The following is a 21,160-nucleotide window of genomic DNA, read 5'->3' on the forward strand; positions in this document are numbered from 1 at the left end:
CTCAGGCTCCGACGAACAGCTCGAGCGCGACGCCGTCGGGATCCTTGAGGCTCAGCGCCGACCCGTACTCCACGTCGACGATGCCGTCATGGGCGATGCCGACGGCGTCGAGGTGCTCCACCCACGCCTCGAGGTCGTCGCGCGACGCGACGCCCAGGCCGAGGTGATCGAGGCCCGGTCGGAACGGGCTGAAGTCGCCGTCGGCCCGTGTCTCATGCTGCGTGAGCCCGAGGTTCGTGCCGCCCGGCAGTGCGAAGAGCCGGCGGAGGAGCCCCTCGCCTGCGAGCGAGGCGACGGGTGGTGCTCCGAGCAGGCGCTCGTAGAACGCGACGCTCGCGTCGAGATCCCGCACCGTGATGGCGACGTGGTGGACGCCGTCGATCGTCGGCATCAGACGACGTCGTCGCGGCGCTCGACGCGGTCGACCCTGGCACCCGTGCCGGGGTCGACGCTCGTCGAGCGCACGGTGCGCGAGCCGCTGCGGCGCGCCATCTGCACGGCGCCTGCGATCGTGACGAGCAGTCCGGCACCCATGAGGATGTAGCCGATCAGCATCCAGTCGACGCCCGGCACCTGCGCCAGGCCGGGCACGGCGAACGCGACGATGGCGCCCGCGGCGAGCAGGAAGATCCCGAATCCGAGCATGGGTGACTCTCCGTTCCCGTCGAGCTGGGGATGGGGGAGCGCTCGACGATCGACGCCCGACGCTAGCCCGAGCGGCGCATCCGCGTCCGGCCCTGGACGCCACCGCATCCGGTGTGCTTGCCTCGCCGCCACTCGCCGCGAACCGGCGTGCTCGCGCGCACGCACGCCGCCGATAGGCTCGGAGGTCGGGAGGTACGTGTGGAGCAGCTGCAGCTCGCCGTCATCGGCGGGGATGGCATCGGACCCGAGGTCACGGGCGAGGCGAGGAAGGTGCTGCGCGCTGCGCTCGCAGGCGCCGTCGACCTCGTCGAGACGGAGTTCGCGCTCGGCGCGGCCCACTACCTCGAGACCGGCGAGATCCTCCCCGAGGACACCATGGCCGAGATCGCGACGCACGATGCGATCCTGCTGGGTGCCGTCGGCGGCGATCCCACGGATCCGCGCCTCGCGGGCGGCATCATCGAGCGCGGGCTGCTGCTGAAGCTGCGCTTCGCGTTCGACCACTACGTCAACCTGCGCCCCACGGTCGTGCACCCCGCGGTCGAGAGCCCGCTGCGCGAGCCCGGCGACGTCGACTTCGTCGTCGTGCGCGAGGGCACCGAGGGCCCGTACGTGGGCAACGGCGGCTCGATCCGCGTCGGCACGCCCCACGAGATCGCGAACGAGACGAGCGTCAACACCGCCTACGGCGTCGAGCGCGTCGTGCGCTTCGCGTTCGAGCTCGCCGAGACCCGTTCCAAGCGCGTCACGCTGGTGCACAAGACCAACGTGCTCGTGAACGCCGGAGGCCTGTGGCGTCGCATCACCGACGCCGTGGCCGCCGACCACCCCGACGTGTCCGTCGACTACCTGCACGTCGACGCCGCGACGATCTTCCTCGTCGACCGGCCGAGTCGCTTCGACGTCATCGTCACCGACAACCTGTTCGGCGACATCCTCACCGACCTCGCCGGCGCGATCGCCGGCGGCATCGGGCTCGCAGCCTCGGGGAACATCAACCCCGACGGCACCTTCCCGAGCATGTTCGAGCCCGTGCACGGCTCCGCGCCCGACATCGCGGGCACCGGCACGGCCGATCCCACCGCGGCGATCCTGTCGGCCGCCCTGCTCGCAGAGCACCAGGGCTACGCCGACGCCGCGAGGCGCATCCGCGACGCCGTCGATCAGGACGTCGCGAGCCGCCCGGCATCCACCACCACCTCCGCGACCGGCGATCGCATCGCCGCACTCGTCGCAGCAGCGTAAGGAGCCACCATGGCCCTGCAGTTCACGACCACCGCATCCACGAGCGCGAAGTCGGAGGCCGAGCGCGCCGCCGTGCTCGCCGCCCCCGGATTCGGCAAGCACTTCACCGACCACATGGCCGTCATCGACTGGACGGTCGAGGACGGCTGGCACGACGCGCGCATCCAGCCGTACGGCCCGTTCTCGGTCGACCCCGCCTCCGCGGTGCTGCACTACGGCCAGGAGATCTTCGAGGGCCTCAAGGCGTACCGCCGCGAGGACGGCTCGGTGTGGACGTTCCGCCCCGACCAGAACGCGGCCCGCATGCAGCGCTCGGCGCAGCGTCTCGCGCTGCCGCAGCTGCCGACCGAGGACTTCGTCGAGTCGCTGCGCCAGCTCGTCGGCATCGACGAGGCGTGGGTGCCGACGGGCGGCGAGGACTCGCTGTACCTGCGGCCGTTCATGATCGCCAACGAGGTCTTCCTCGGCGTGCGCGCGGCGCAGACGGTGCTGTACTCGGTCATCGCGAGCCCCGCGGGCCCGTACTTCCCGGCCGGCGTGAAGCCCGTGTCGATCTGGCTCTCGCGCGAGTACGCGCGTGCAGGCAAGGGCGGCACCGGCGCGGCGAAGTGCGGCGGCAACTACGCCGCGAGCCTGCTGCCGACGCAGGAGGCGTTCGCGAACGGATGCGCGCAGGTGCTCTTCCTCGACGAGTCGGGCGACGCGAACCTCGAGGAGCTCGGCGGCATGAACGTCGTGCTCGTGAAGGCAGACGGCACGCTCGTGACGCCGAAGTCGGAGTCGATCCTCGATGGCATCACCCGCAACTCGCTGCTCGAGATGGCGCGCGACCTCGGCCACGCCGTCGAGCACCGCACCGTGACGCTCGCCGAGTGGCGCGACGGCGTGGCTTCCGGCGAGATCGTCGAGGCGTTCGCGTGCGGCACCGCCGCCGTCATCACGCCCATCGGCGCCATCAAGGCGAAGGACGCGGCGGATGCGTTCGGCGACGCCGACGCGCCTGCGGGCCCCGTGACGCTGGCGCTGCGTGCGGCGCTCACCGACCTGCAGTACGGCCGTGCCGACGACCCGCACGGCTGGATGACGCAGCTCACCGAGGCGCGCTGATGCGGATCGTCCGCGCGTCGCACGACGGCCGCATCGTGTTCGGCGTCGTCGACGAGACCGACGTCGTCGTGCTCGCCGGCGACCCGCTCTTCGCTGGGTTCGACACGACGGGGGAGCGCATCCCGCTCTCGCAGGTGCAGCTGCTCGCACCCGTGATCCCGCGCTCGAAGGTCGTCGGCATCGGCCGCAACTACGCGGCGCACGCCGCCGAGCTCGGCAACGACGTGCCCGAGTCGCCGCTCGTGTTCCTGAAGCCGAACACGTCGGTGATCGGCCCGGGCGACCCGATCGTGCTGCCGCCGGAGTCGACGAACGTGCACTTCGAGGGCGAGCTCGCGCTCGTCGTCGGCCGCGTCTCGCGACGCGTCGCGAAGGCGGATGCGCTCGACCACGTGTTCGGCTGGACGATCGCGAACGACGTGACGGCGCGCGACCTGCAGCAGTCCGACGGCCAGTGGTGGCGGGCGAAGGGGTTCGACACGTTCTGCCCGCTCGGCCCGGGCATCGAGACCGACCTCGACGTCGCGGACGTGCTCGTGGAGACGCGGCTCGACGGCGAGACCAAGCAGTCGGGCTCGACGAAGGACCTCATCTTCGACATCCCGACGCTCGTCGAGCACGTCACGGCGGCCATGACGCTGCTGCCGGGCGACGTCATCCTCACGGGCACGCCCGCGGGCGTCGGCCCCATGGTGGCCGGCCAGACCGTCGAGGTGTCGATCGCCGGACTCGGCACGCTGCGCAACCCCGTCGTGCAGGGCTGACGCGCCCCGTGGCGCTCGTGCCGCGGTCGGCGCTCGCCGGCGTCGCCGCGTGCGTCGGCGTCGCGCTCGCGGGGCTCGGCATCCACCACGCCCTGCTCGCGGCGGGCGTCGACGTGCCGTGGCTCACGCTGTCGGTGCTGCTGGGCCTCGCGCTGGGGCAGACGCCGCTCGCGGCGGACGCGCGGCTCGTGCCGGGTGCGAAGGTCGCTGGTCGCACGCTCATGCGCGCGGGCATCGTGCTGCTGGGCCTGCAGGTCGTCGTGGCCGACGTCGTGGCGCTCGGGCCCGTGCTCATCGTCGCGGTCGTCGCGCTCGTGGGCGTGGCGTTCGTGCTCACGTGGTCGCTCGCGCGGCTCGCGGGGATGTCGGCGGATCAGCGCGTGCTCATGGCAGCGGGCTTCTCGATCTGCGGCGCCTCGGCGATCGGCGCCGTCGCGCAGGCGCGCGGCGCCTCGGAGCGCGACCAGGCGACGCCCGTCGCGCTCGTGACGCTGTGCGGCACGGCGGCGATCGGCGTGCTGCCGCTGCTGCGCGTGCCGCTGGGCCTCGATGACGCCGCGTTCGGCGCGTGGACGGGCGCCAGCGTGCACGACGTCGGCCAGGTCGTCGCGACGGCGGCGATCGCGGGGCCGGGCGCGCTCGCGCTCGCCGTGGTCGTGAAGCTCGTGCGCGTCGTGACGCTCGCGCCCATGACGGCGCTCGTCGCGGCGCAGCGCCGCCGCTCGGGCGACGGCGCGGGCGAGCGACCGCCGATCGTGCCGCTCTTCGTCGTCGGCTTCCTCGTCGCCGTCGCCGTGCGCGCGCTCGTGCCGCTGCCCGACGCCGTGCTCGACGTCGTGGGCTTCGTGCAGCAGCTGCTGCTCGCATCCGCGCTCGTCGGCCTCCTGTCGCGCGTGCGCATCGTCGACCTCGTGCGGCAGGACTGGCGCGGCGTGCTCGTGGCGGTCGGCGCATCCACGGGCATCGCGGCGATCGCGCTCGCGATCGTGCAGCTCGTCTAGCCTCTGCGGTCGCCCGGCTCAGCCGTCGATGGGCCACCTTCTGCGCGATTGGCCACCTTCTGCGATCGATTGGCCAGCTTCTGCGCCTTGGAACGGTCCATTGGCGCACATCGGCGCCAATCGATGACCCGGCGCTCGCGCGTCAGGGCCGGGAGTCGCGCTCGCGCATCACCTGCGCCTCGGGGCCGTCGCCGACGTCGATCACGCCCGCGTCGCCAGTCTCGAGCATGTCGTCGGGATCGACGAAGGTCACCGAGTGACCGTCGAGGACGAGGCGCCTGGCACCCTCGAGCAGCATGCGACGACCGACGTCGCGCACCTCGTGCACGCGGGCGAGGTCGAGCACGATCTCGCGCGCACCCTCGTCCTCCTGCTCGAGCTCGACGAGCAGCCGCTCCATGCCGACGAAGTCGACGGACCCCTGTAGCTCGTACACCGACTCCGTCTCGCCGTCGCCGTCGTGGTCGGCGGATGCGTGCCCGTGCGTGAGCGGGCGCGCGGCGGGCGGCACCTCCATGAGGTGCATGCCCATGTCGCCCGAGAGGCGCTCGAAGATGCGCACGCCCCGCGTCGAGTTGCCGTGCCGATCGAGGCGCGGCGACAGCGCGGCGAAGCCGCCCTTGCCGGGGAGCGCGCCGATGAGGCCGCCCGAGACGCCCGACTTCGCGGGGATGCCGACGGTCGTGAACCAGTCGCCGGCCGCGTCGTACATGCCGCACGTCGTCATCACCGCGAGGGTCTGGCGCGCGACCCAGCGCGGCACGACCTGCTCGCCGGTGACGGGATGCGTGCCCGCGTTCGCGAGCGTCGCGGCCATGACGGCGAGGTCGCCGACGTCGACGAGCAGCGAGCACTGGCGCGTGTAGCCGTCGACGACGGCGTGGGGGTCGGCGTCGATGATGCCGTGGTTGCGCAGCATGTAGGCGATGGCGTGGTTGCGGTCGGCGGTCGCGAGCTCGGAGGCGTAGACCTGCTCGTCGACCTCGAGGTCGCGGCCCGCGAAGGCCGCGAAGCCCGCGGCGACGCGGTCGGCGTCGAGCAGCGAGTGCACCGTGATGGCACCGGCGTTGATCATGGGGTTCAGCGGCCGGTTCGTCGACGGGTCGAGCGAGATCTCGTTGAACGCCTCGCCAGACGGCTCGACGCCCACGTGCTCGAGCACGGCATCCAGCCCGTGGTCGACGAGCGCGAGCGCGTACGCGAACGGCTTCGAGATCGACTGGATCGTGAAGCGCACGTCGGCGTCGCCGACGGCGTAGCGCGTGCCGTCGGGCGTCGCGAGCGCGAGGGCGAGCCGCGACGGGTCGGCCTCGGCGAGCTCGGGGATGTACGCGGCGAGCTCGCCGTCATCCTCGTCGGAGCAGGCCTCGAGGACCTCGGTCATGTAGTCGGGCAGCGGTGAGCGCACGCATCCACCCGACCACACTCCCGGTCGACGTCGCCATGTCGGGGCTGTCGGCGCGTCGAGCGCCGGGGCTATCCTGACCGCGTGCCGGCGCCGGCGCCGCACGGAGAGGTGGCGATCGTGTCCGAGATCCAGGAGCTCATGGCGCAGCTGCCCGTCGCGCAGATCGCGCGGCAGGCGGGCGTCGACGAGGCGGATGCGCAGCGCGCGATCCAGTCGGTGCTGCCGGCGCTCGTCGGCGGCATGCAGGCGAACGCGCAGGACGACGCGGGTGCCGCGTCGCTCGAGCGGGCGCTCGGCAAGCATGCGGGCGCGCTGGATGCGCGGCTCGGAGGCGACGTCGACGCCGATGACGGCGAGCGCATCGTGCAGCACGTCTTCGGCGGCCAGACCGACCAGGTCGCTGCGGCGCTCGGCGGCGCGAGCGGCGGCGGCGCGATGGGCGACATCGTGAAGAAGATCCTGCCGATCGTCGCACCCATCGTGCTCGCGTGGCTCGCGCAGAGGCTGTTCTCGGGCGGCGGCCAGGCCCAGACGCAGCCGTCGGGAGGCGGCGCCGCGCTGCCGACCGGCGGCGACAACCCGTTCGCGAACTCCGGTGGCGGCGCCGGTGGCACGCTGCCGCGGACGAGCGGGCAGGCTCCGCAGCAGTCAGGCGGTGGCGGCCTGGGCGACCTGCTCGGCGGCATCCTCGGCAATGGCGATGGAGGCCAGCAGCAGGCTGGCGGGAACATCCTCGGCGATCTGCTGGGCGGGCTGCTGGGCGGCGGTCGCCGCTAGTCGGGGCCGGCTCGCCGTGCGCACGCGGCGAGCGCGACACGCCCGGGATGCAGCGTGCTCGGCCGCCGTCGATCCGCGCGCGGCAGGGTCGACGCATGAGTGAGGCGTCGAGTCGCGATGCCCGAACCAGAGGACACGAACCATGGCACGCGAGCTCGTCTACACCGGCTTCATCACCGTCGACGGATCCATCGACTCCCCGGGCGGCACCGCCGAGGGGCACCCGAACGGCGGCTGGGTCTTCGAGACCCCGTTCTCGCCGGAGGCCTACTCGCTGAAGGGCGAGGAGCTCGGCGAGACGAGCGCACTGCTCTTCGGGCGCCGCAGCTACGACGCGTTCTCGCGGTTCTGGCCCGGCTCCGAGGACCACGCGGCGTACAAGGCGCTGCCGAAGCACGTCGTCTCCTCGTCGCTCGCCGAGGCCGACCTCGTCGACGGATGGGGCGAGCAGACCATCCTGCGCTCGCTCGACGACGTCGCGGCGCTCAAGGAGACCGACGGCGGCGCGATCTTCATCCACGGCTCCGGCGACCTCGCCCGCCAGCTCGGCGCCGCGGGGCTCATCGACCGCTACAACCTGCTGATGTTCCCGTTCCTGCTCACGGGCGGCAGGAGCATCTTCGGCGACGCCGCGCAGTCGCGCACCGACCTGCGGCTGCGCGACTCCGCCGCGTACGACAACGGCGTCGTGAAGCTCGTCTACGACGTCGTGCGCTGAGCGCTCGCGCGCTCCCGATGCGTCCAGTCGAGCATCGGGATGCGCGCTCCCCGCAGCGCCAGCAGCCATACGAGCTGCAGCGCGACGCCGAGCGCGAGCGCGACGGGCAGCACGGCGTGCAGCACGGCGGTCGCGAGGGGCGACGATGCCGCCTCGGGCGACCACGGCGGAGGTGCGCCGGACGCCCAGGCGAGCGCGACGGCGCTCGCGACGAGCGCTGTGCCGCACCCCTGCACCGCGGCACCCGCCGCGACGAGCAGCCGCCAGCCCGCTCCCGGGCCGAAGCGCGGACCGAGCCACAGCCCGGCGTCGCGCACCACCCACCCGACGAGTGCGACGGTCGCGGGCACCGTGATCCACGGCACGAGCGCGTGGAGCCCCGGCCCCACGAGCCCGTGGGCGGCGCCGAGCAGCCCGATCGTCCACAGCTCGCCCGCGAGGAACCCGGCGCCGAGCGCCGTGAGATGGCGGGCACCTCCCGGCGCGAGCCCCGCGAGGCACCTGGCGATCACGCATCCCTCGACGACCACGGATCCGGCGGCGAGCGCCGCGAGCAGCGCGATCGTCACGACGGCGCTGCCAGCGCGTCGACCGCGAGGGGCGTCACGCGGTCGACCGCGAGGATGCGGTGCATCGCGACCCACGCGAGCACCGTCGCCGCGATCGAGATCGCCATGAGCACCAGCCCGCCGGGTACGAGCGCCCACGCGGGCGCGAGCGACGCGGCGTCGGCGGTGCGCACGACGCCGACGACGAACCACGGCTGCCGCGCCTCCTCGCGGTACACCCATCCCATGAGCGTCGTCGCGAGCGGCACCCACACGAGCGCGACCATGCAGCGTTGCAGCCATCGTGCGCGAGCGATCGCCGTGCGCACGAGCATCGGCACCATGACGAGCCAGGTGGCGCCGAGCACGAGCACCCCCACGAGCATCATGAGCGCGAGCAGCAGCCCCCACGCGCCCTCCTCGGCCTCGGTCGCGCCGACGCGGGCCACCGCGAACTGCGCGAAGCCCGCGACGATCGCCACGGGCGCGCCCAGCGCGACCTGCCAGACCCCGGCGCGCACGAGCGTTCGCGCCACCTCGAAGTCGGCGCGCCGCAGCATGAGGTGGGCAGCGGCGGCGGCGATCCAGAAGCCGCCGACGACGGCGGACGCGCCGGCCACGTGCCAGGTCGCCGCGACGCCCGAGGGGTTCAGCAGCATCGCGACGGGGTCGACGAGGGCCCCGTCGGCCGCGACGCCCTCGGGGCGATGGAGGGAGCCGTTGGCGGCGAGCACGATCGCCGCGGATGCGTACGCCGCGACCGCGACGCCCCACAGCAGCAGCGCGCGCACGCCCGCCGGCCACCGGCCGGCCGACGCGAGCCAGAGCCCCAGCAGCGACGTCTCGACGAAGAAGGCCAGCACCGTCTCGATCGCGAGGGCCGTGCCGATCGCGTCGTACGCGCCCGACGGCCCGCCCGACCAGTTGAGGCCGAGCTGCACCTCGACGACGATGCCCGAGACGATGCCGAGCCCGTAGCCGACGACGTAGAGCCTCGCGACGTGGTCGGTGGCACGCGCGAGGTGCGAGCGGCCCGTCGCGGCGTGCGCCGTCGAGAGCAGCGCGAGCATCGGGGCGAGACCGAGCGTCGTCGCGACGAACAGGAAGTGCAGCCCCGCCGACACCCCGAACTCGACGCGGGCGAACGTCAGCAGCGCATCCACGTCAGCGACCGGGATCCCGGGCCTCGCCGATCCGCGCCTCGCCGCTGTCGTGCGTCGGGCGGCGGGCGAGCGTCAGCACGACGCCGAGGCCCGCTCCGAGGAGGGCGCAGACGGGCACGACGAGGGCGATGCCGACCGCTGCTGCGAGCGACAGGTCACCGGCCGCGACGAGCGCGGAGGCGACGAGATCCTGCACGACGACGCCCGCGAGCCCGCCGCCGACGAGGCCGAGCACGGCCGCGCCGATCGTGCCGAGCACCGAGGGGCGACGCGGCTCGTCGACCTGCACGATCAGCGCCCCATCGGCGTCACGACGCGACCCTGCGACGCCCGCGGTCGACGCATGCGCTGCACGAGCAGCGCGAGCGCGCCGGCGACGAGTCCCCACACGGCGTTCATGAGCAGCATCGGCACGATGGTGATCGGGTTCGCGATCGGACCCTGCAGCGTGCCGGTGAGCACGGGGGAGAGGATGGCGCTCGCGACGATCGCGAGCACGGCGTAGGTGACGCCGGCGAGCATCAGCGTCGGGATCGCGGGCGCGCGGGTGAGGCCCACGACGACGATCCAGACGAGCGTGACGACGATCGTGAGGCCGATCGCGAGCACGGGGCCCGCGTCGGCACCGAGCTGCGACTCGAGCGTGCGAGCGAGTGGGCGCACGAGCGCGAAGGCGCCGAGGGCGACGCCCAGACCCCAGGAGGGTCGGAGACGGGATGCGGGTGCGGGTGCGGTGTCCATGCCGACGAGCGTCGTCGCCGGCGGGCTTCCGCACGTCCGTCGCCGGGCGCGTTCGACGTCGCCTCGCGTCTCGACCCGCCTACGTCGAGAGGCGACGATCCCGCCCACCGCGCCGATCGCGAACCTAGGGTGGGGGCGTGGCCGCCGCACCGCGTTCGATGCGCCTGGCCGACGTCGCGCTCGCGATCGTCGTCGCCGGGGCGCTCGCGCTCGTCGTGGCGCTCGCAGGCGCCGCGTCGCCCGTGGCGTTCGCGCTCACGACGGGCCTCGGCGCCCTCCTGCTGCTGCGCCGGCGCCTGCCGCGCACCGTGCTCGCGCTCAGCGTGCTCGCGACGTGCGCGTACTACACGCTCGACCAGCCGGCGATGGGCGTCGCCGTGCCGGTCGTCGCGGCCGTGTGGGCGGCCTCCCGTGCAGGGCACGTGCGCACGTCCGTCGTCGCATCGGCGGCGCTGCTCGCGCTCGCGACGTTCTTCCGCATCCGCGACGGCGTGGAGCCCGTCGGCGTGCTGCTGGGCTACGAGACCGTGTCGAACCTCGCGCTGCTCGCCGCCGCGATCGCGCTCGGCGCCGCGATGCGCAGCCGTGCGATCGCGGATGCGCAGCGCGCACGCATCGACGAGCTCACGCGTGCGCAGGCGGAGCGCGAGGCCGACGAGCTCGTGCGGCTCGAGCGGGCCCGCATCTCGCGCGACCTGCACGACACCGTCGGGCACGCCATGGCGGCGATCGCGATGCAGGCGAGCGTCGGCGAGGAGGCGGTGGGCGGCGACGACGACGCTGCTCGCGCTGCGCTCGGACGCATCCGCCGGCTCGCGTCGCGGTCGCTGCGCGACGTGCGGCAGACCGTGCGCGCCGTGCGCGACGACGACGCGCCCGCGCGCACCGCGACGCTCGCGGCGCTCGACGACGTGCTCGACGTCGTGCGGTCGGGGAGCGTCGCCCTGCGCGCCGAGGTACGCGGCGATCTGGATGCGCTGCCCGCTGCGGTCGACGCGGCCGCCTTCCGCGTGCTGCAGGAGGCGCTCACGAACGTCGTACGGCACGCGAGCGCCCACGCGGTCGAGGTGCTCGTCGAGGTGCTGCCGACGTCGGTGCACGTGCGGGTCGCCGACGACGGCGTCGGAGCGAGCGGCGTCGCGGCGGGTGCGGGCCTCGCCGGCATGCGCGAGCGCGTGCGGCTGCTCGGCGGCACCCTCGAGACCCGGGCGGCCGACGGCTTCGTCGTCGACGCGCGCATCCCCGTGGAGCCGACGCCGTGATCCGCGTCGTGGTCGTCGACGACCAGGCGGTCGTGCGCGAGGGACTACGGGCGATCGTGCAGCGCGACGGCGACGTCGAGGTCGTCGCCGAGGCGGCCGACGGCCGCGCCGGCGTCGAGGCCGTACGCGCCCATCGGCCCGACGTCGTGCTCATGGACCTGCGCATGCCGCGCATGGACGGCGTCGCCGCGACGCGCGCGCTCGTCGACGACGCGCGGCTGCCCGACGTGCGGGTGCTCGTGCTCACGACGTTCGACGACGAGCCCGATGTGCTCGCCGCGATCCGCGCCGGCGCCGCCGGCTACGTGCTCAAGGACGTCGCGCCCACTGAGCTGCGGCAGGCCATCCGTGCGGTGGCGGCCGGCGGGGCGACGCTGTCGCCCAGCGTCGCGACCACGGTGCTCGGCGAGGTGGCGGGCTCGCCGACCGCGCGCATCCGGCCCGAGCTCGTCGACGGGCTCACCGAGCGGGAGCGCGAGGTGCTCGTCGAGGTCGGCCGTGGGCGCACGAACGACGAGGTGGGCCGCGCGCTGCACATCAGTCCCGCGACGGCCCGCACCTACGTGTCGCGGCTCCTCGCACGGCTCGGCGCCCGCGATCGGTCGGCGCTCGTCGCCATCGCCTACGAGGCAGGGCTCGTGCGCCCCGGAGCGGGGACGTTCGAGCCCTGATCGGCGTCGCTGCCCGTGCTGGCAGGCGACCCCTCGTCGGGCAGCGTGCCGTCGACGAGGGCGGCGGCCACGCTCGCGTCGGCGCACGGCGTCATGCCACCGAGGATCGTCGTGCGCTCGTGGCCCTCGACGGTCAGCAGGGGGCTGTCCATGCGCAGACCACGCCGTGCCCTCGGGGCACGCTCGAGCGGCGTGGGACCCTCGATGCATGGCGTGGAGCACGAGGGAGCTCGCGGAGCTCGCGGGCACGACCCTCAAGACCGTGCGGCACTACCACTCGGTGGGGCTGCTGCCCGAGCCCGAGCGGCGCGTGAACGGCTACAAGCAGTACGGCGCGGCGCACCTCGTGCGACTGCTGCGCATCCGCAGGCTCGTCGACCTCGGCATCCCGCTCGCCCGCATCGGCGACATGGTCGACGACCCCGGCAGCGGCACGGATGCGCTGCGTGCGCTCGACGAGGAGCTCGGCGAGCAGATCGCCAGGCTGCAGCGCGTGCGCGACGAGGTGTCGTCGATCGTCGAGCACGGCGCGCCCGCCGACCTGCCGGAGGGCTTCAGCTCGGTCGCCGGCAACATGAACGCCGCCGATCGCGCGCTCATGCTCGTGTACTCGCGGCTGTACGACGACGAGGGCATGCAGCAGATGCGCGAGATGGTCGGCGCGCTGGGGCGCACGCCGCTCGACGACGAGCTCGAGGCGCTGCCCGACGACGCCGACGACGCGACGCGGCAGGAGCTCGCCGAGCGGTTCGCGCCGTACCTCGCCGACATCCGTGCGCGGTGGTCGTGGGTCAACGATCCGAGCTCGCACGCATCCCGCAGCCCCGCCGAGATGCAGGCGACCGTCGTGCGCACGATGCTCGAGATCTACTCGGTGGCGCAGCTCGACGTCATGGCGCGGGCCGACGCGATCCTGGGGGAGCAGCAGCCGGAGGCGGCTGCCGACGACGCATAGGCGGTGCGGCACGCCCGCCGCCTAGGATGGAGCACGCCATGAGCGTCCCCTTCTCCACTGCCACGGGCGCCGACGTGCGCGTCCGCTTCTGCCCCTCTCCGACCGGCACCCCGCATGTCGGCCTCATCCGCACCGCCCTGTTCAACTGGGCGTATGCGCGGCACACCGGCGGCAAGCTGGTGTTCCGCATCGAGGACACCGACACGGCGCGCGACAGCCAGGAGTCGTACGAGCAGCTGCTCGAGGCGATGCGCTGGCTCGGCATCGACTGGGACGAGGGCGTCGAGACCGGCGGCCCGCACGAGCCGTACCGCCAGTCGCAGCGCGGTGACATCTATCGCGGCATCATCGACCGCCTGGTCGAGGCCGGCCACCTCTACGAGTCGTACGCGACCGCGGAGGAGATGGAGGAGCGCAACCGCGCCGCCGGCCGCGACCCCCGCCAGGGCTACGACAACCACGAGCGCGACCTCACCGATGAGCAGAAGGCCGCGTTCAAGGCCGAGGGCCGTCAGCCGAGCCTGCGCCTGCGCGTGCCCGACGAGGACCTCTCGTTCACCGACCTCGTGCGCGGCGAGATCACCTTCCCCGCCGGCTCGTCGCCCGACTTCGTCGTCGTGCGCCCCAACGGCCAGCCGCTCTACACGTTCGTGAACCCCGTCGACGACGCGCTCATGGGCGTCACCCACGTCCTGCGCGGCGAGGACCTCCTGTCGTCGACCCCGCGTCAGATCGCGCTCTACCGCGCGCTCGCCGACGTCGGCGTCGTCGACGCCATCCCGAACTTCGGCCACCTGCCCTACGTCATGGGCGAGGGCAACAAGAAGCTGTCGAAGCGCGACCCGCAGTCGAACCTGTTCCTGCTGCGCGAGGCCGGCTTCATCCCCGAGGGCCTGCTCAACTACCTGTCGCTGCTCGGCTGGGCGCTGTCGGCCGACCGCGACGTCTTCACGCGCGACGAGCTCGTCGCCGCGTTCGACGTCGCCGACGTGCTGCCGAACCCGTCGCGCTTCGACGCGAAGAAGGCCGAGTCGCTGAACGGCGACCACGTGCGCGCCCTCGAGCCCGCCGACTTCGCGCAGCGCCTCGTGCCGTACCTCGGCGACGCGCTCTCGACGCCGCCGACCGAGGCCGAGCTCGCGCTGCTCGCCGAGGCCGCACCGCTCGTGCAGGAGCGCATGCAGCTGCTCGGCGAGGCCGACGGCATGCTGCGCTTCCTCTTCCTGGGCGCCGAGGAGCTGCACTACGAGGAGGACGCGCTCGGCTCGCTGCGCGACGACGCGCACGCGACGCTCGCCGCCGCATCCGCCGCGCTCGCCGACGAGTCGGTGCCGTTCACGATCGAGGACGTCGAGCGCGTGCTGCGCGAGGTGCTCATCGACGGGCTCGGGCTCAAGCCGCGCCTCGCGTTCGCGCCGCTGCGCGTGGCCCTCTCGGGTCGCCGCATCTCCCCGCCGCTGTTCGAGTCGATGGTGCTGCTCGGCCGCGACGAGACCGTCGCGCGCCTGCAGCGCCTCATGGGTCGCATCTGAGCGTGGACGTCGACGTCGTCGTGATCGGCGCCGGGCCCGCAGGGCTCGCGGCGTCGCTCAACCTCGCGCGTGCGCACCGCCGCGTGGCGCTGCTCGACTCCAACCGTCCGCGCCACGCGGCGACGCTCGTGAGCCACGGCTTCCTGAGCCGCGACGGCATCTCGCCGCTCGAGCTGCGCACGCTCGGCCGCGACGAGGTGCTCGCGTACCCGACCGTCACCTACGAGCGCACGATCGTGCACTCCATCTCGCCCGTGCCGGGTGGATTCGTGACCGTGGCGAAGCGCCCGGGCAGCGACGAGCAGACCGAGGTGCACAGCCCCGCCGTGCTCATCGCCACCGGTCTCACCGAGGCGCTGCCGCTGCCGTCGATGGTGCGCGCCTGGTACGGCACGAGCCTGCACTCGTGCATGGACTGCGACGGCTACGACAAGCGCGGCAAGCCGCTCGCCCTCATCGGCGAGACCGACGACCTCGCCGAGCGAGCGCTCGTCATCCGCAGGCACACCGACGACCTCGTCGTCTTCACCAACGGCGTCGGCGACGTGTCGGCCGACGACGAGGCGCGCCTCGCCGCCCTCGGCATCCCCGTGGAGCGCGCGCCGATCGCGGCGATCGAGGGCGACCGCGAGGGGATGCAGGCGGTCGTGCTCGACGACGGCCGCCGCTCGACGCGCACGGCGGGCTTCGTGCGGCCGCAGTGGCACGCGAGCATCGGCTTCGCCGATCTGCTCGGCCTCGAGCGCGACGCCGACGGCCTCGTCGTCGTCGACGGCTCGCAGCGCACGAGCGTCGCCGGCATCTACGCCGCAGGCGACATCACGCCCGGCTTCCGCCAGCTCGCCGTCGCGGCGGGCGAGGGCACGATCGCGTCGTCGGTGATCAACCGCGACCTGATCGCGGCGGGGCGGTAGCTCGTCGCGTCTCACGGGTGCGGTGCGCATCCGATGGGTCACTTCCTGCCGCTGATCGGTCACTTTCGCCCGCTGAGGGGTCAGTACCTGCCGAAGTGAGCGGCGTGTCTCGGCAACAAGCGACCCCTCCTGTACGGAAGTGACCACTCCCCGTCAGGAAGTGACCACTCCTGTCGATGTCGTGGGGTCGGTGAACTCAGGCCAGCGCGTCGCGCGCCGCTGCGCCGACGAGCGGCGCGAGCGCCTGCGACGCCATCCACGACAGGTGCGAGCCGTCGGCGGTCACGAGCATGCCGTCGATCGTCGCGGGGCACACCGCGGAGTCGTCGGCGCACAGCCAGTCCCGAGCGTCCACGAACGTCGTGCCCGGCAACGTCGCGGAGGCGGCCGCGAGCGCGTCGACGCGCGCGTCGAGCGCCGTGCCGTCGACCGTGCAGCGAGCGGTCGCCGACTCGAGCGCATGCGGCGTCGCGCACGCGGCGAGGGATGCGAACGGCGGGGGAGCGTCGAGCCAGAGGATGCGCGCGCCCGCGTCGGCGAGCGGCGCGAGGCGCTCGGCGGTACCGGCGGCAGCGGCGATCGGCCCCGCACCGGCGGGCACGACGCCGTCGGCATCCACGAGCCGCTCCGACCGCAGGCCGTTCGCGACGACGACGAGGTCGGGCGGGTCGGCGAGCAGCCGCTCGGTCGCCCAGTCGCCGTGCGCCGCGCAGGCGTCGCGGGCGATGTCGGGCACGTCGGTCGTCACGGTCGAGAAGGCGCACGAGCCCATCGTGAGCACCTGGATGCGCGCGTCCGGCAGCCCGAGCCGCAGCGCCGGCATCCACGAGATCGCCTGCGAGTCACCGACGACGGCGACGTCGAGCGTCGCGTCGGCGGGGCCGTAGACGCAGCGGTCGGCACGGTCGGGGCCGGCGTCGAGGCAGTCGTCGACGACCCACTCGGGCGCCTGCGATGCGCTGCCGATCGCCTCGGTGCCCGCGAAGGATGCGCCGGCGAGCGTCGCGTCGATCGCGGCCTGCGCTGCGGCGGGGGAGTCGATGCGGGCGACGTGCGCCGACGCGGGCGAGGCCGCGCCGACCGTGACGACGGCGACGAGCGTCGCGGCCGCCGCGACGGGCGCGAGGAGGCGCGACGGTCGCCAGCGGGCGAGCAGGTCGAGGCCGTGCAGCACGTGCTGCGAGAGCCACGCGAGCGCGACGCCGCCGGCGACGAGCAGCAGGCCGTCGACGAGCGGCGTCGCCGACGCGCGGTCGGGCGCCATGAGCCGGTAGGCGACGAGCAGCGGCCACGACCACAGGTACAGCCCCCACGAGAGGCCGCCGAGCACCACGAGCGGTCGCCAGCCGAGGGCGCGGGCGACGACGGTCGGCGCGCCGGCTGCGCCCGCGACGAGCACGGCGACCGCGCCTGCGACGGGCACGAGCGCGATCGCGCCCGGGTAGGCGCCGAGCGTCGAGAGCGCGCCGGCACCGAGCACGAGCGCGATGCCCGCGCCCGCGAGCGCCGTGCGCGCGACGGATGCGAGCCGCAGCGACGGCGCGAGCAGGCCGGCGAGCGCGCCGACCGCGGGCTCCCACAGGCGAGCGGCGGTGTCGAAGTACGCGGCATCGGGCTCGAGCGCCACGTGCACCTGCGCCCACGCGAACGAGGCGAGGCCGACGCATCCCACCGCCGCGAGCACCCGCCGCCGCGCACCCGCGCGGGCACCGACGAGCGCGGCGGCCAGCACGACGAGCACGAGCGCGATCGTCGCCTGCAGCTGCACCGACGTCGCCCACAGGTGCTGCACGGGCGAGGCGGTCGCGGTCTGCGCGAGGTAGTCGGTGCTGCGATCGACGAGCCGCCAGTTGATGGTCCACGTCGCCGCCGACAGCACGTCGAGCAGCACGCCGCGGCGCAGATGCGGCGGCCACAGCGTGAGCACCGCCAGCGTGACGACGCCCAGCACGAGCCCGGCGAGCGGCAGCTGCCGCACGATCGCACGCCGCACCGTCGACGCGGCCGCGCGCGGCCCACGGTCGGCGATGGCGGCGACGAGCGGCGGCACGAGCAGGAATCCCGCGACGACGAAGAACACGTCGACGCCGCCCGACACCCGCCCCGGCCACACGTGGTAGATCGCGACGAGCAGCGACGCGACCGCGCGCATCCCCTCGACGTCGGGGCGTCGGATGCGGGGGCTGGGCTGCTGCGATGCCATGCGTGTGCGCCCATCGGCCGGGCACGTGGACGATAGCGGCGGCAGGCATCCGGCAGGTGAACGATCCAGGGCGCTCTCGGGCGCCGCTGGTATCGTGGACTGCCCTGGGGAGGTGTGCGATGACGCTGCTGGACGAGCGCGAGACGAGCGCCTCGAACGACGTTGCGATGAGTCCGCAGGAGCGCAAGGCGCGCCGCGCGCGCATCCGCCGCTGGATCTTCCCGGCAGTCTCGCTCGTCGTCATCATCGGTGTCGTCGTGACGACGGTGCTGCTCATGAACAGCGGCATCACCGAGGATCGTCCGCCGACCGCCGACGAGATCTCGGCCGACAACACGTCGCAGATGACGGATGCGGGACGCGCGTACATCGCGCAGCGGCAGACGGCGTCGTTCAACCTCTCCGACCTGCCGCTCACGGCCGACGAGGTCGGCATGGCCGACGACGACACGGTCGTCGCGTCGAGCAGCATCGGCCTCATCCAGACGACGTTCTTCGTCGGTCGCGGCGGCGGCATCGACGGCGAGGGCTACTTCCGTTCGCTCATGCGCCAGATGACCGTGACGACCGAGGGTGGCGTCGTGACGAGCATCGCCGCCGAGCTCGACACGTTCGGCTGGGCGGAGTTCCCGGCGATCGTGCGTGCGATGCAGGACGGCACGACGCAGTTCGGGTGGGAGTTCACACCCGCGATGCAGGCGCAGCTCGAGGACGAGGTCGGCGCCGCGGTGCGCGACGGCGAGTCGTACGCGACGTCGTTCGACGCCGGCACGGCGATGGGCATCCCCGTGGGTGCCGAGGTCGCGTGCGACGGCGGCGGCAACTGCAGCCTCGTCTACGTGCTCGAGCCGACCGAGGTGGCGACGGGGTCATGATCGCCGAGCTCGAGGGCCGCGACGCGCAGCAGCGCGATGCTGGCGAGTCCTCGAGTCGGAGGTGGCGGCGACCACGCCGCGAGCTGTCACCGCAGCAGCTGCGTGCCCGCCGCGAGCGGCGCAGGGGATGGATGATCCCGTTCGGCGGCCTGTTCGGCGTCGTGGGCGCCTACGTGACGTTCGTGCTCGTGACGGGCGCCGGCACGCACACGGTCGAGCCGCCGACGCCCGACGAGGTGTCGGCCGCGGGCACGACGCAGTTCGGCGAGGCGGGGCTCGCGTACGTGCGCGAGTGGCGCATCGTGCACGTGAACCTCGAGCACGGGCCGCTCACCGCCGACGACGTGGGGCTCGACGACGACGCGACCGCCGTGGCCGAGGCGCCGCCCGGGCAGGTCTGGGCGATGGTCGTGGGCATGGATCAGGGCGGTCTCGCGGGCGACGGGGCCATCCGCCTCGTCGTCGACAGCGTGGCGGTGACGACGGAGGACGGCATGGTGACGAGCCTCGACGTGGCCCGTGCGCCGTACGTCTGGGCGTCGTATCCGACGGTCATGAACGATCTGCAGCAGGGCGTCGCGGCGTTCGGCTGGCAGTTCGATCCCGAGGTGCGTGCGGAGATCGACGACATCGTGGGCGACGCGGTGCGCGCCGGCGAGGCCGTGACGGTCGCGGTCGATCCCGGCATGGTCTCTGGCGTCGAGGTGGGCGCCGAGATCGTCTGCCGCGACGATGGCCACTGCGGCATCACGTACGTGCTCGATCCCTCGGTGACGGCGACGACGACATGACCGTGCTCGCGCCTCCTCGACCGCCGCGCGCGGCGGAGGTGCGGCGCGGCCTCTCCGCCCCTGAGCGGCGCACGCGGCGCCGGCTCGTCGTGCGGTGGGTGTCGATCGGCGTCGGGCTGCTGCTCGTGGCCGCGACTCCGGTCGTGACGAGCATCCTCGCGAGCCATGCGCTGCAGGAGGCGTCGGCGCCACCGTCGCTCGCCGAGGTGTCGCGGCTGGGGCAGACCCAGATGACGCCGGCGGGCATGGCGTACGCGCAGCTGCACCAGCAGGCCTCGTTCAACCTGCTGCACCTGCCGCAGCCCGCATCCGAGCTCGGCATGCAGGAGAACGCGACCGTCGTGCTCGAGCCGTCGGCCGGCGGCATCCAGACGACCGTCGTCGGCCCGTCGGGCGGCGTGGAGGCGTGGGCGTCGAGCATCGCGGCGACGAGCGAGCGCGGCGACTGGGTGCGGCTCGAGGTCACCGAGGATGCGCTGGGCTTCGGCGACTTCACGCGCCTCATGCAGCGCGTCGACGTGCTCGCGCAGATGCTGGACTGGCGCTGGTCGGATCGACTGGCGGATGCAGCCGCGTCCGCGGTCGCGGAGGGTGTGCGCACGGGGGAGACGACGCTCGTGACGGTCGAGGGCAGCGACGCGTTCGGCGTGCCGACCTCCGGCCGCATCGAATGCACCGCTCAGGGCGCGTGCACGCTGACGACGGTCTTCGACGTCGGCTGACGCGCGCCACGCGGGCCTGCGCCGATTCGCGCGAGGGCCGTGCGTCGGCTATGCTCGATCACTGGCCCGAGGGCCATTGGGGTATGGTGTAATTGGCAACACGGCGGTTTCTGGTTCCGTTGTTCTTGGTTCGAGTCCAGGTACCCCAGCAAGCGAAGCGTCACCCGAGAGGGTGGCGCTTCTCTCGTTCTAGGGGGACCAGCGGAGCCCGACGTGTCGCTCAGCGCGCACGACGGGGATCTCGCCTCGGCGTCGGGCTGTTGTAGTGAGTGCCGAGGTTCGACTCGGTCGTCGTATCGTCCTCGGTCTCGTCGGGATCGTCATCGTACTCAGGACGGCTCATGGGGCTCCTCAACTCGAGTCGCTCGAAGACCGCTGATGTTGGAGTCGCCGGAATGGGTGAGCTTTGTGACGTTTCCATCGGCTGAGGTATCGGCGCCGAAGTAGGCATTGTCGATCGAAGTGCCTACTTCGACGTCGGAAACGTCCTCGGCGTCGTACTCGAAATCTGGACGTCCCACTAGCGCGCTCCCAACAGCTCCGCGCTGAACACTGCAGCGAGGCAAACAGCCGCGACGGCGCTCGCGCCAAATCCGGCCAGCACCCAACGGCCACGGTTCTTCAGATCGTCCTCGATTGCGTCGAGCACGGTTGCTTTGTCCCTCACGATCTCTGTCTCGACGTGCGCTGCGAGGTGATCGCAATCGATGTGTCGGTCCACGAGTCGGCGAGCGTTGATCCCAGGACGCGTGCCCGGACGAAGCGCGATTGCGGCGCATGCAAGCGCTGCGCAGGCAAAGCCGAGCGAGACCACTCCGTAGAGCGGTGCCTGCGTCCACAGTTGGACGGTGGCAGCAGTGAGCAAGATTCCCGCCGTTACGGCGAGGAATGAGCCCTTGTTGCTCACGCCAGCAGACCTCGTGGCCGCGTCCGTCGACAACCGATCCAACTCTTCGTTGAGAAGCCTGACCCGATCGAATCTCTTCTGAGCGCGCGCGGCATTGCGCTTAGCTTCGGCCTTCGCTCTCCGCTCTTTCACCTTCTCAGGCTAAGGAGAGCCACTGACACGCCAGCGCGCCACGCGCGTGAGCCGCATCGTCCGTTGGTTCCGTTCCCCA

General features: G+C 73.1%; 24 protein-coding genes and 1 tRNA gene. 15 read left to right on the top strand and 10 right to left on the bottom strand.

The genetic code is table 11. The features are described 5' to 3' along the window. Position 1 precedes the first annotated feature (1 nt). Positions 2–391 (bottom strand): VOC family protein, encoded by a 390-nt coding sequence (locus BLQ67_RS12870; protein ID WP_092505658.1) that lies wholly within the window; start codon positions 389–391, stop codon positions 2–4. Beyond that, the gene (locus tag BLQ67_RS12875; RefSeq protein ID WP_092505660.1) at positions 391–645 is read right to left on the bottom strand and encodes a DUF6458 family protein; all 255 of its coding nucleotides are present in this window, start codon (positions 643–645) and stop codon (positions 391–393) included. Before BLQ67_RS12875 ends, BLQ67_RS12870 begins: the two co-directional genes overlap by 1 nt. A gap of 198 nt (positions 646–843) precedes the next feature. Between BLQ67_RS12875 and BLQ67_RS12880 the strand changes: the two genes are divergently transcribed. Genes BLQ67_RS12880 through BLQ67_RS12895 form a run of 4 tightly spaced genes read left to right on the top strand, consistent with a single transcriptional unit; the run spans position 844 to position 4,762 of the window. Next, entirely contained in the window at positions 844–1,890 is a 1,047-nt protein-coding gene (locus tag BLQ67_RS12880) for a 3-isopropylmalate dehydrogenase (protein WP_092505662.1), read from the top strand. A 9-nt stretch (positions 1,891–1,899) separates the two neighbouring features. Continuing rightward, entirely contained in the window at positions 1,900–2,997 is a 1,098-nt protein-coding gene (locus BLQ67_RS12885; protein ID WP_092505664.1) for a branched-chain amino acid aminotransferase, read from the top strand. Continuing rightward, positions 2,997–3,761, top strand: a complete 765-nt coding sequence (locus BLQ67_RS12890; protein ID WP_092505666.1) for a fumarylacetoacetate hydrolase family protein — start codon at positions 2,997–2,999, stop codon at positions 3,759–3,761. The genes BLQ67_RS12885 and BLQ67_RS12890 overlap by 1 nt, the downstream gene beginning before the upstream one ends. 8 nt (positions 3,762–3,769) lie before the next feature. After that, complete coding sequence (locus tag BLQ67_RS12895) at positions 3,770–4,762, top strand: YeiH family protein (RefSeq protein WP_157674842.1); 993 nt, start codon at positions 3,770–3,772, stop codon at positions 4,760–4,762. 142 nt (positions 4,763–4,904) lie between these two features. Here BLQ67_RS12895 and BLQ67_RS12900 read toward each other — a convergent pair whose 3' ends face one another. Beyond that, positions 4,905–6,170: a glutaminase gene (locus tag BLQ67_RS12900; protein ID WP_092505670.1), complete on the bottom strand. Its 1,266-nt coding sequence runs from the start codon at positions 6,168–6,170 to the stop codon at positions 4,905–4,907. A 117-nt stretch (positions 6,171–6,287) separates the two neighbouring features. Here BLQ67_RS12900 and BLQ67_RS12905 point away from each other — a divergent pair, with 117 nt between their 5' ends. Together BLQ67_RS12905 and BLQ67_RS12910 are read left to right on the top strand one after the other, a co-directional pair. Further along, on the top strand, positions 6,288–6,947 hold the full coding sequence (locus tag BLQ67_RS12905; RefSeq protein ID WP_092506941.1) for a DUF937 domain-containing protein: 660 nt from the start codon (positions 6,288–6,290) through the stop codon (positions 6,945–6,947). 142 nt (positions 6,948–7,089) lie between these two features. After that, positions 7,090–7,665: a dihydrofolate reductase family protein gene (locus BLQ67_RS12910; RefSeq protein ID WP_092505672.1), complete on the top strand. Its 576-nt coding sequence runs from the start codon at positions 7,090–7,092 to the stop codon at positions 7,663–7,665. On the opposite strand, the gene BLQ67_RS12915 is transcribed toward BLQ67_RS12910, so the two are convergent. The 4 genes from BLQ67_RS12915 to BLQ67_RS12930 are packed head-to-tail and all read right to left on the bottom strand — an operon-like array spanning position 7,647 to position 10,117. Beyond that, on the bottom strand, positions 7,647–8,234 hold the full coding sequence (locus BLQ67_RS12915) for a hypothetical protein (protein WP_092505674.1): 588 nt from the start codon (positions 8,232–8,234) through the stop codon (positions 7,647–7,649). The genes BLQ67_RS12910 and BLQ67_RS12915 overlap by 19 nt on opposite strands. Next, complete coding sequence (locus BLQ67_RS12920; RefSeq protein ID WP_092505676.1) at positions 8,231–9,376, bottom strand: cytochrome ubiquinol oxidase subunit I; 1,146 nt, start codon at positions 9,374–9,376, stop codon at positions 8,231–8,233. Before BLQ67_RS12920 ends, BLQ67_RS12915 begins: the two co-directional genes overlap by 4 nt. Before the next feature lies 1 nt (position 9,377). Beyond that, positions 9,378–9,665, bottom strand: a complete 288-nt coding sequence (locus BLQ67_RS12925; protein ID WP_092505678.1) for a hypothetical protein — start codon at positions 9,663–9,665, stop codon at positions 9,378–9,380. Between the two features lie 2 nt (positions 9,666–9,667). Then, positions 9,668–10,117: a hypothetical protein gene (locus tag BLQ67_RS12930; RefSeq protein WP_092505680.1), complete on the bottom strand. Its 450-nt coding sequence runs from the start codon at positions 10,115–10,117 to the stop codon at positions 9,668–9,670. 137 nt (positions 10,118–10,254) lie between these two features. On the opposite strand from BLQ67_RS12930, the gene BLQ67_RS12935 reads away from it, so the two are divergent. Together BLQ67_RS12935 and BLQ67_RS12940 are read left to right on the top strand one after the other, a co-directional pair. After that, entirely contained in the window at positions 10,255–11,379 is a 1,125-nt protein-coding gene (locus tag BLQ67_RS12935; RefSeq protein WP_092505682.1) for a sensor histidine kinase, read from the top strand. Beyond that, positions 11,376–12,050 (top strand): response regulator, encoded by a 675-nt coding sequence (locus BLQ67_RS12940; RefSeq protein ID WP_092505684.1) that lies wholly within the window; start codon positions 11,376–11,378, stop codon positions 12,048–12,050. The genes BLQ67_RS12935 and BLQ67_RS12940 overlap by 4 nt, the downstream gene beginning before the upstream one ends. Here the strand turns inward: BLQ67_RS12940 and BLQ67_RS12945 are convergent. Beyond that, on the bottom strand, positions 12,002–12,256 hold the full coding sequence (locus BLQ67_RS12945) for an alpha/beta hydrolase (RefSeq protein ID WP_269457114.1): 255 nt from the start codon (positions 12,254–12,256) through the stop codon (positions 12,002–12,004). The two genes, BLQ67_RS12940 and BLQ67_RS12945, sit on opposite strands and share 49 nt — an antisense overlap. A 2-nt stretch (positions 12,257–12,258) precedes the next feature. On the opposite strand from BLQ67_RS12945, the gene BLQ67_RS12950 reads away from it, so the two are divergent. Genes BLQ67_RS12950 through BLQ67_RS12960 form a run of 3 tightly spaced genes read left to right on the top strand, consistent with a single transcriptional unit; the run spans position 12,259 to position 15,451 of the window. Further along, positions 12,259–13,005, top strand: coding sequence for a MerR family transcriptional regulator (locus tag BLQ67_RS12950; RefSeq protein ID WP_092505688.1), 747 nt, complete (start codon positions 12,259–12,261; stop codon positions 13,003–13,005). Between the two features lie 26 nt (positions 13,006–13,031). Next, positions 13,032–14,537: a glutamate--tRNA ligase gene (gene gltX, locus BLQ67_RS12955; protein ID WP_092505689.1), complete on the top strand. Its 1,506-nt coding sequence runs from the start codon at positions 13,032–13,034 to the stop codon at positions 14,535–14,537. A 2-nt stretch (positions 14,538–14,539) separates the two neighbouring features. Further along, the gene (locus BLQ67_RS12960) at positions 14,540–15,451 is read left to right on the top strand and encodes an NAD(P)/FAD-dependent oxidoreductase (protein ID WP_331711973.1); all 912 of its coding nucleotides are present in this window, start codon (positions 14,540–14,542) and stop codon (positions 15,449–15,451) included. 196 nt (positions 15,452–15,647) lie between these two features. Here BLQ67_RS12960 and BLQ67_RS12965 read toward each other — a convergent pair whose 3' ends face one another. Beyond that, positions 15,648–17,654, bottom strand: a complete 2,007-nt coding sequence (locus BLQ67_RS12965) for an acyltransferase family protein (protein ID WP_092505692.1) — start codon at positions 17,652–17,654, stop codon at positions 15,648–15,650. Between the two features lie 119 nt (positions 17,655–17,773). On the opposite strand from BLQ67_RS12965, the gene BLQ67_RS12970 reads away from it, so the two are divergent. The 4 genes from BLQ67_RS12970 to BLQ67_RS12985 all read left to right on the top strand — a co-directional run bounded on the left by BLQ67_RS12970 (position 17,774) and on the right by BLQ67_RS12985 (position 20,191). Beyond that, positions 17,774–18,529: a hypothetical protein gene (locus BLQ67_RS12970; protein ID WP_092505694.1), complete on the top strand. Its 756-nt coding sequence runs from the start codon at positions 17,774–17,776 to the stop codon at positions 18,527–18,529. After that, positions 18,526–19,320 (top strand): hypothetical protein, encoded by a 795-nt coding sequence (locus BLQ67_RS12975; protein ID WP_092505696.1) that lies wholly within the window; start codon positions 18,526–18,528, stop codon positions 19,318–19,320. The genes BLQ67_RS12970 and BLQ67_RS12975 overlap by 4 nt, the downstream gene beginning before the upstream one ends. Continuing rightward, on the top strand, positions 19,317–20,042 hold the full coding sequence (locus BLQ67_RS12980) for a hypothetical protein (protein ID WP_092505698.1): 726 nt from the start codon (positions 19,317–19,319) through the stop codon (positions 20,040–20,042). The genes BLQ67_RS12975 and BLQ67_RS12980 overlap by 4 nt, the downstream gene beginning before the upstream one ends. A gap of 77 nt (positions 20,043–20,119) precedes the next feature. Beyond that, positions 20,120–20,191 (top strand) — tRNA-Gln (locus BLQ67_RS12985). 371 nt (positions 20,192–20,562) lie between these two features. Here the strand turns inward: BLQ67_RS12985 and BLQ67_RS12990 are convergent. Then, positions 20,563–21,081, bottom strand: coding sequence for a hypothetical protein (locus BLQ67_RS12990; protein ID WP_092505700.1), 519 nt, complete (start codon positions 21,079–21,081; stop codon positions 20,563–20,565). Positions 21,082–21,160: the final 79 nt, after the last annotated feature.

Origin of the sequence: Agrococcus jejuensis, assembly GCF_900099705.1 — a bacterium.
Classification (GTDB): Bacteria; Actinomycetota; Actinomycetes; order Actinomycetales; family Microbacteriaceae; genus Agrococcus; species Agrococcus jejuensis.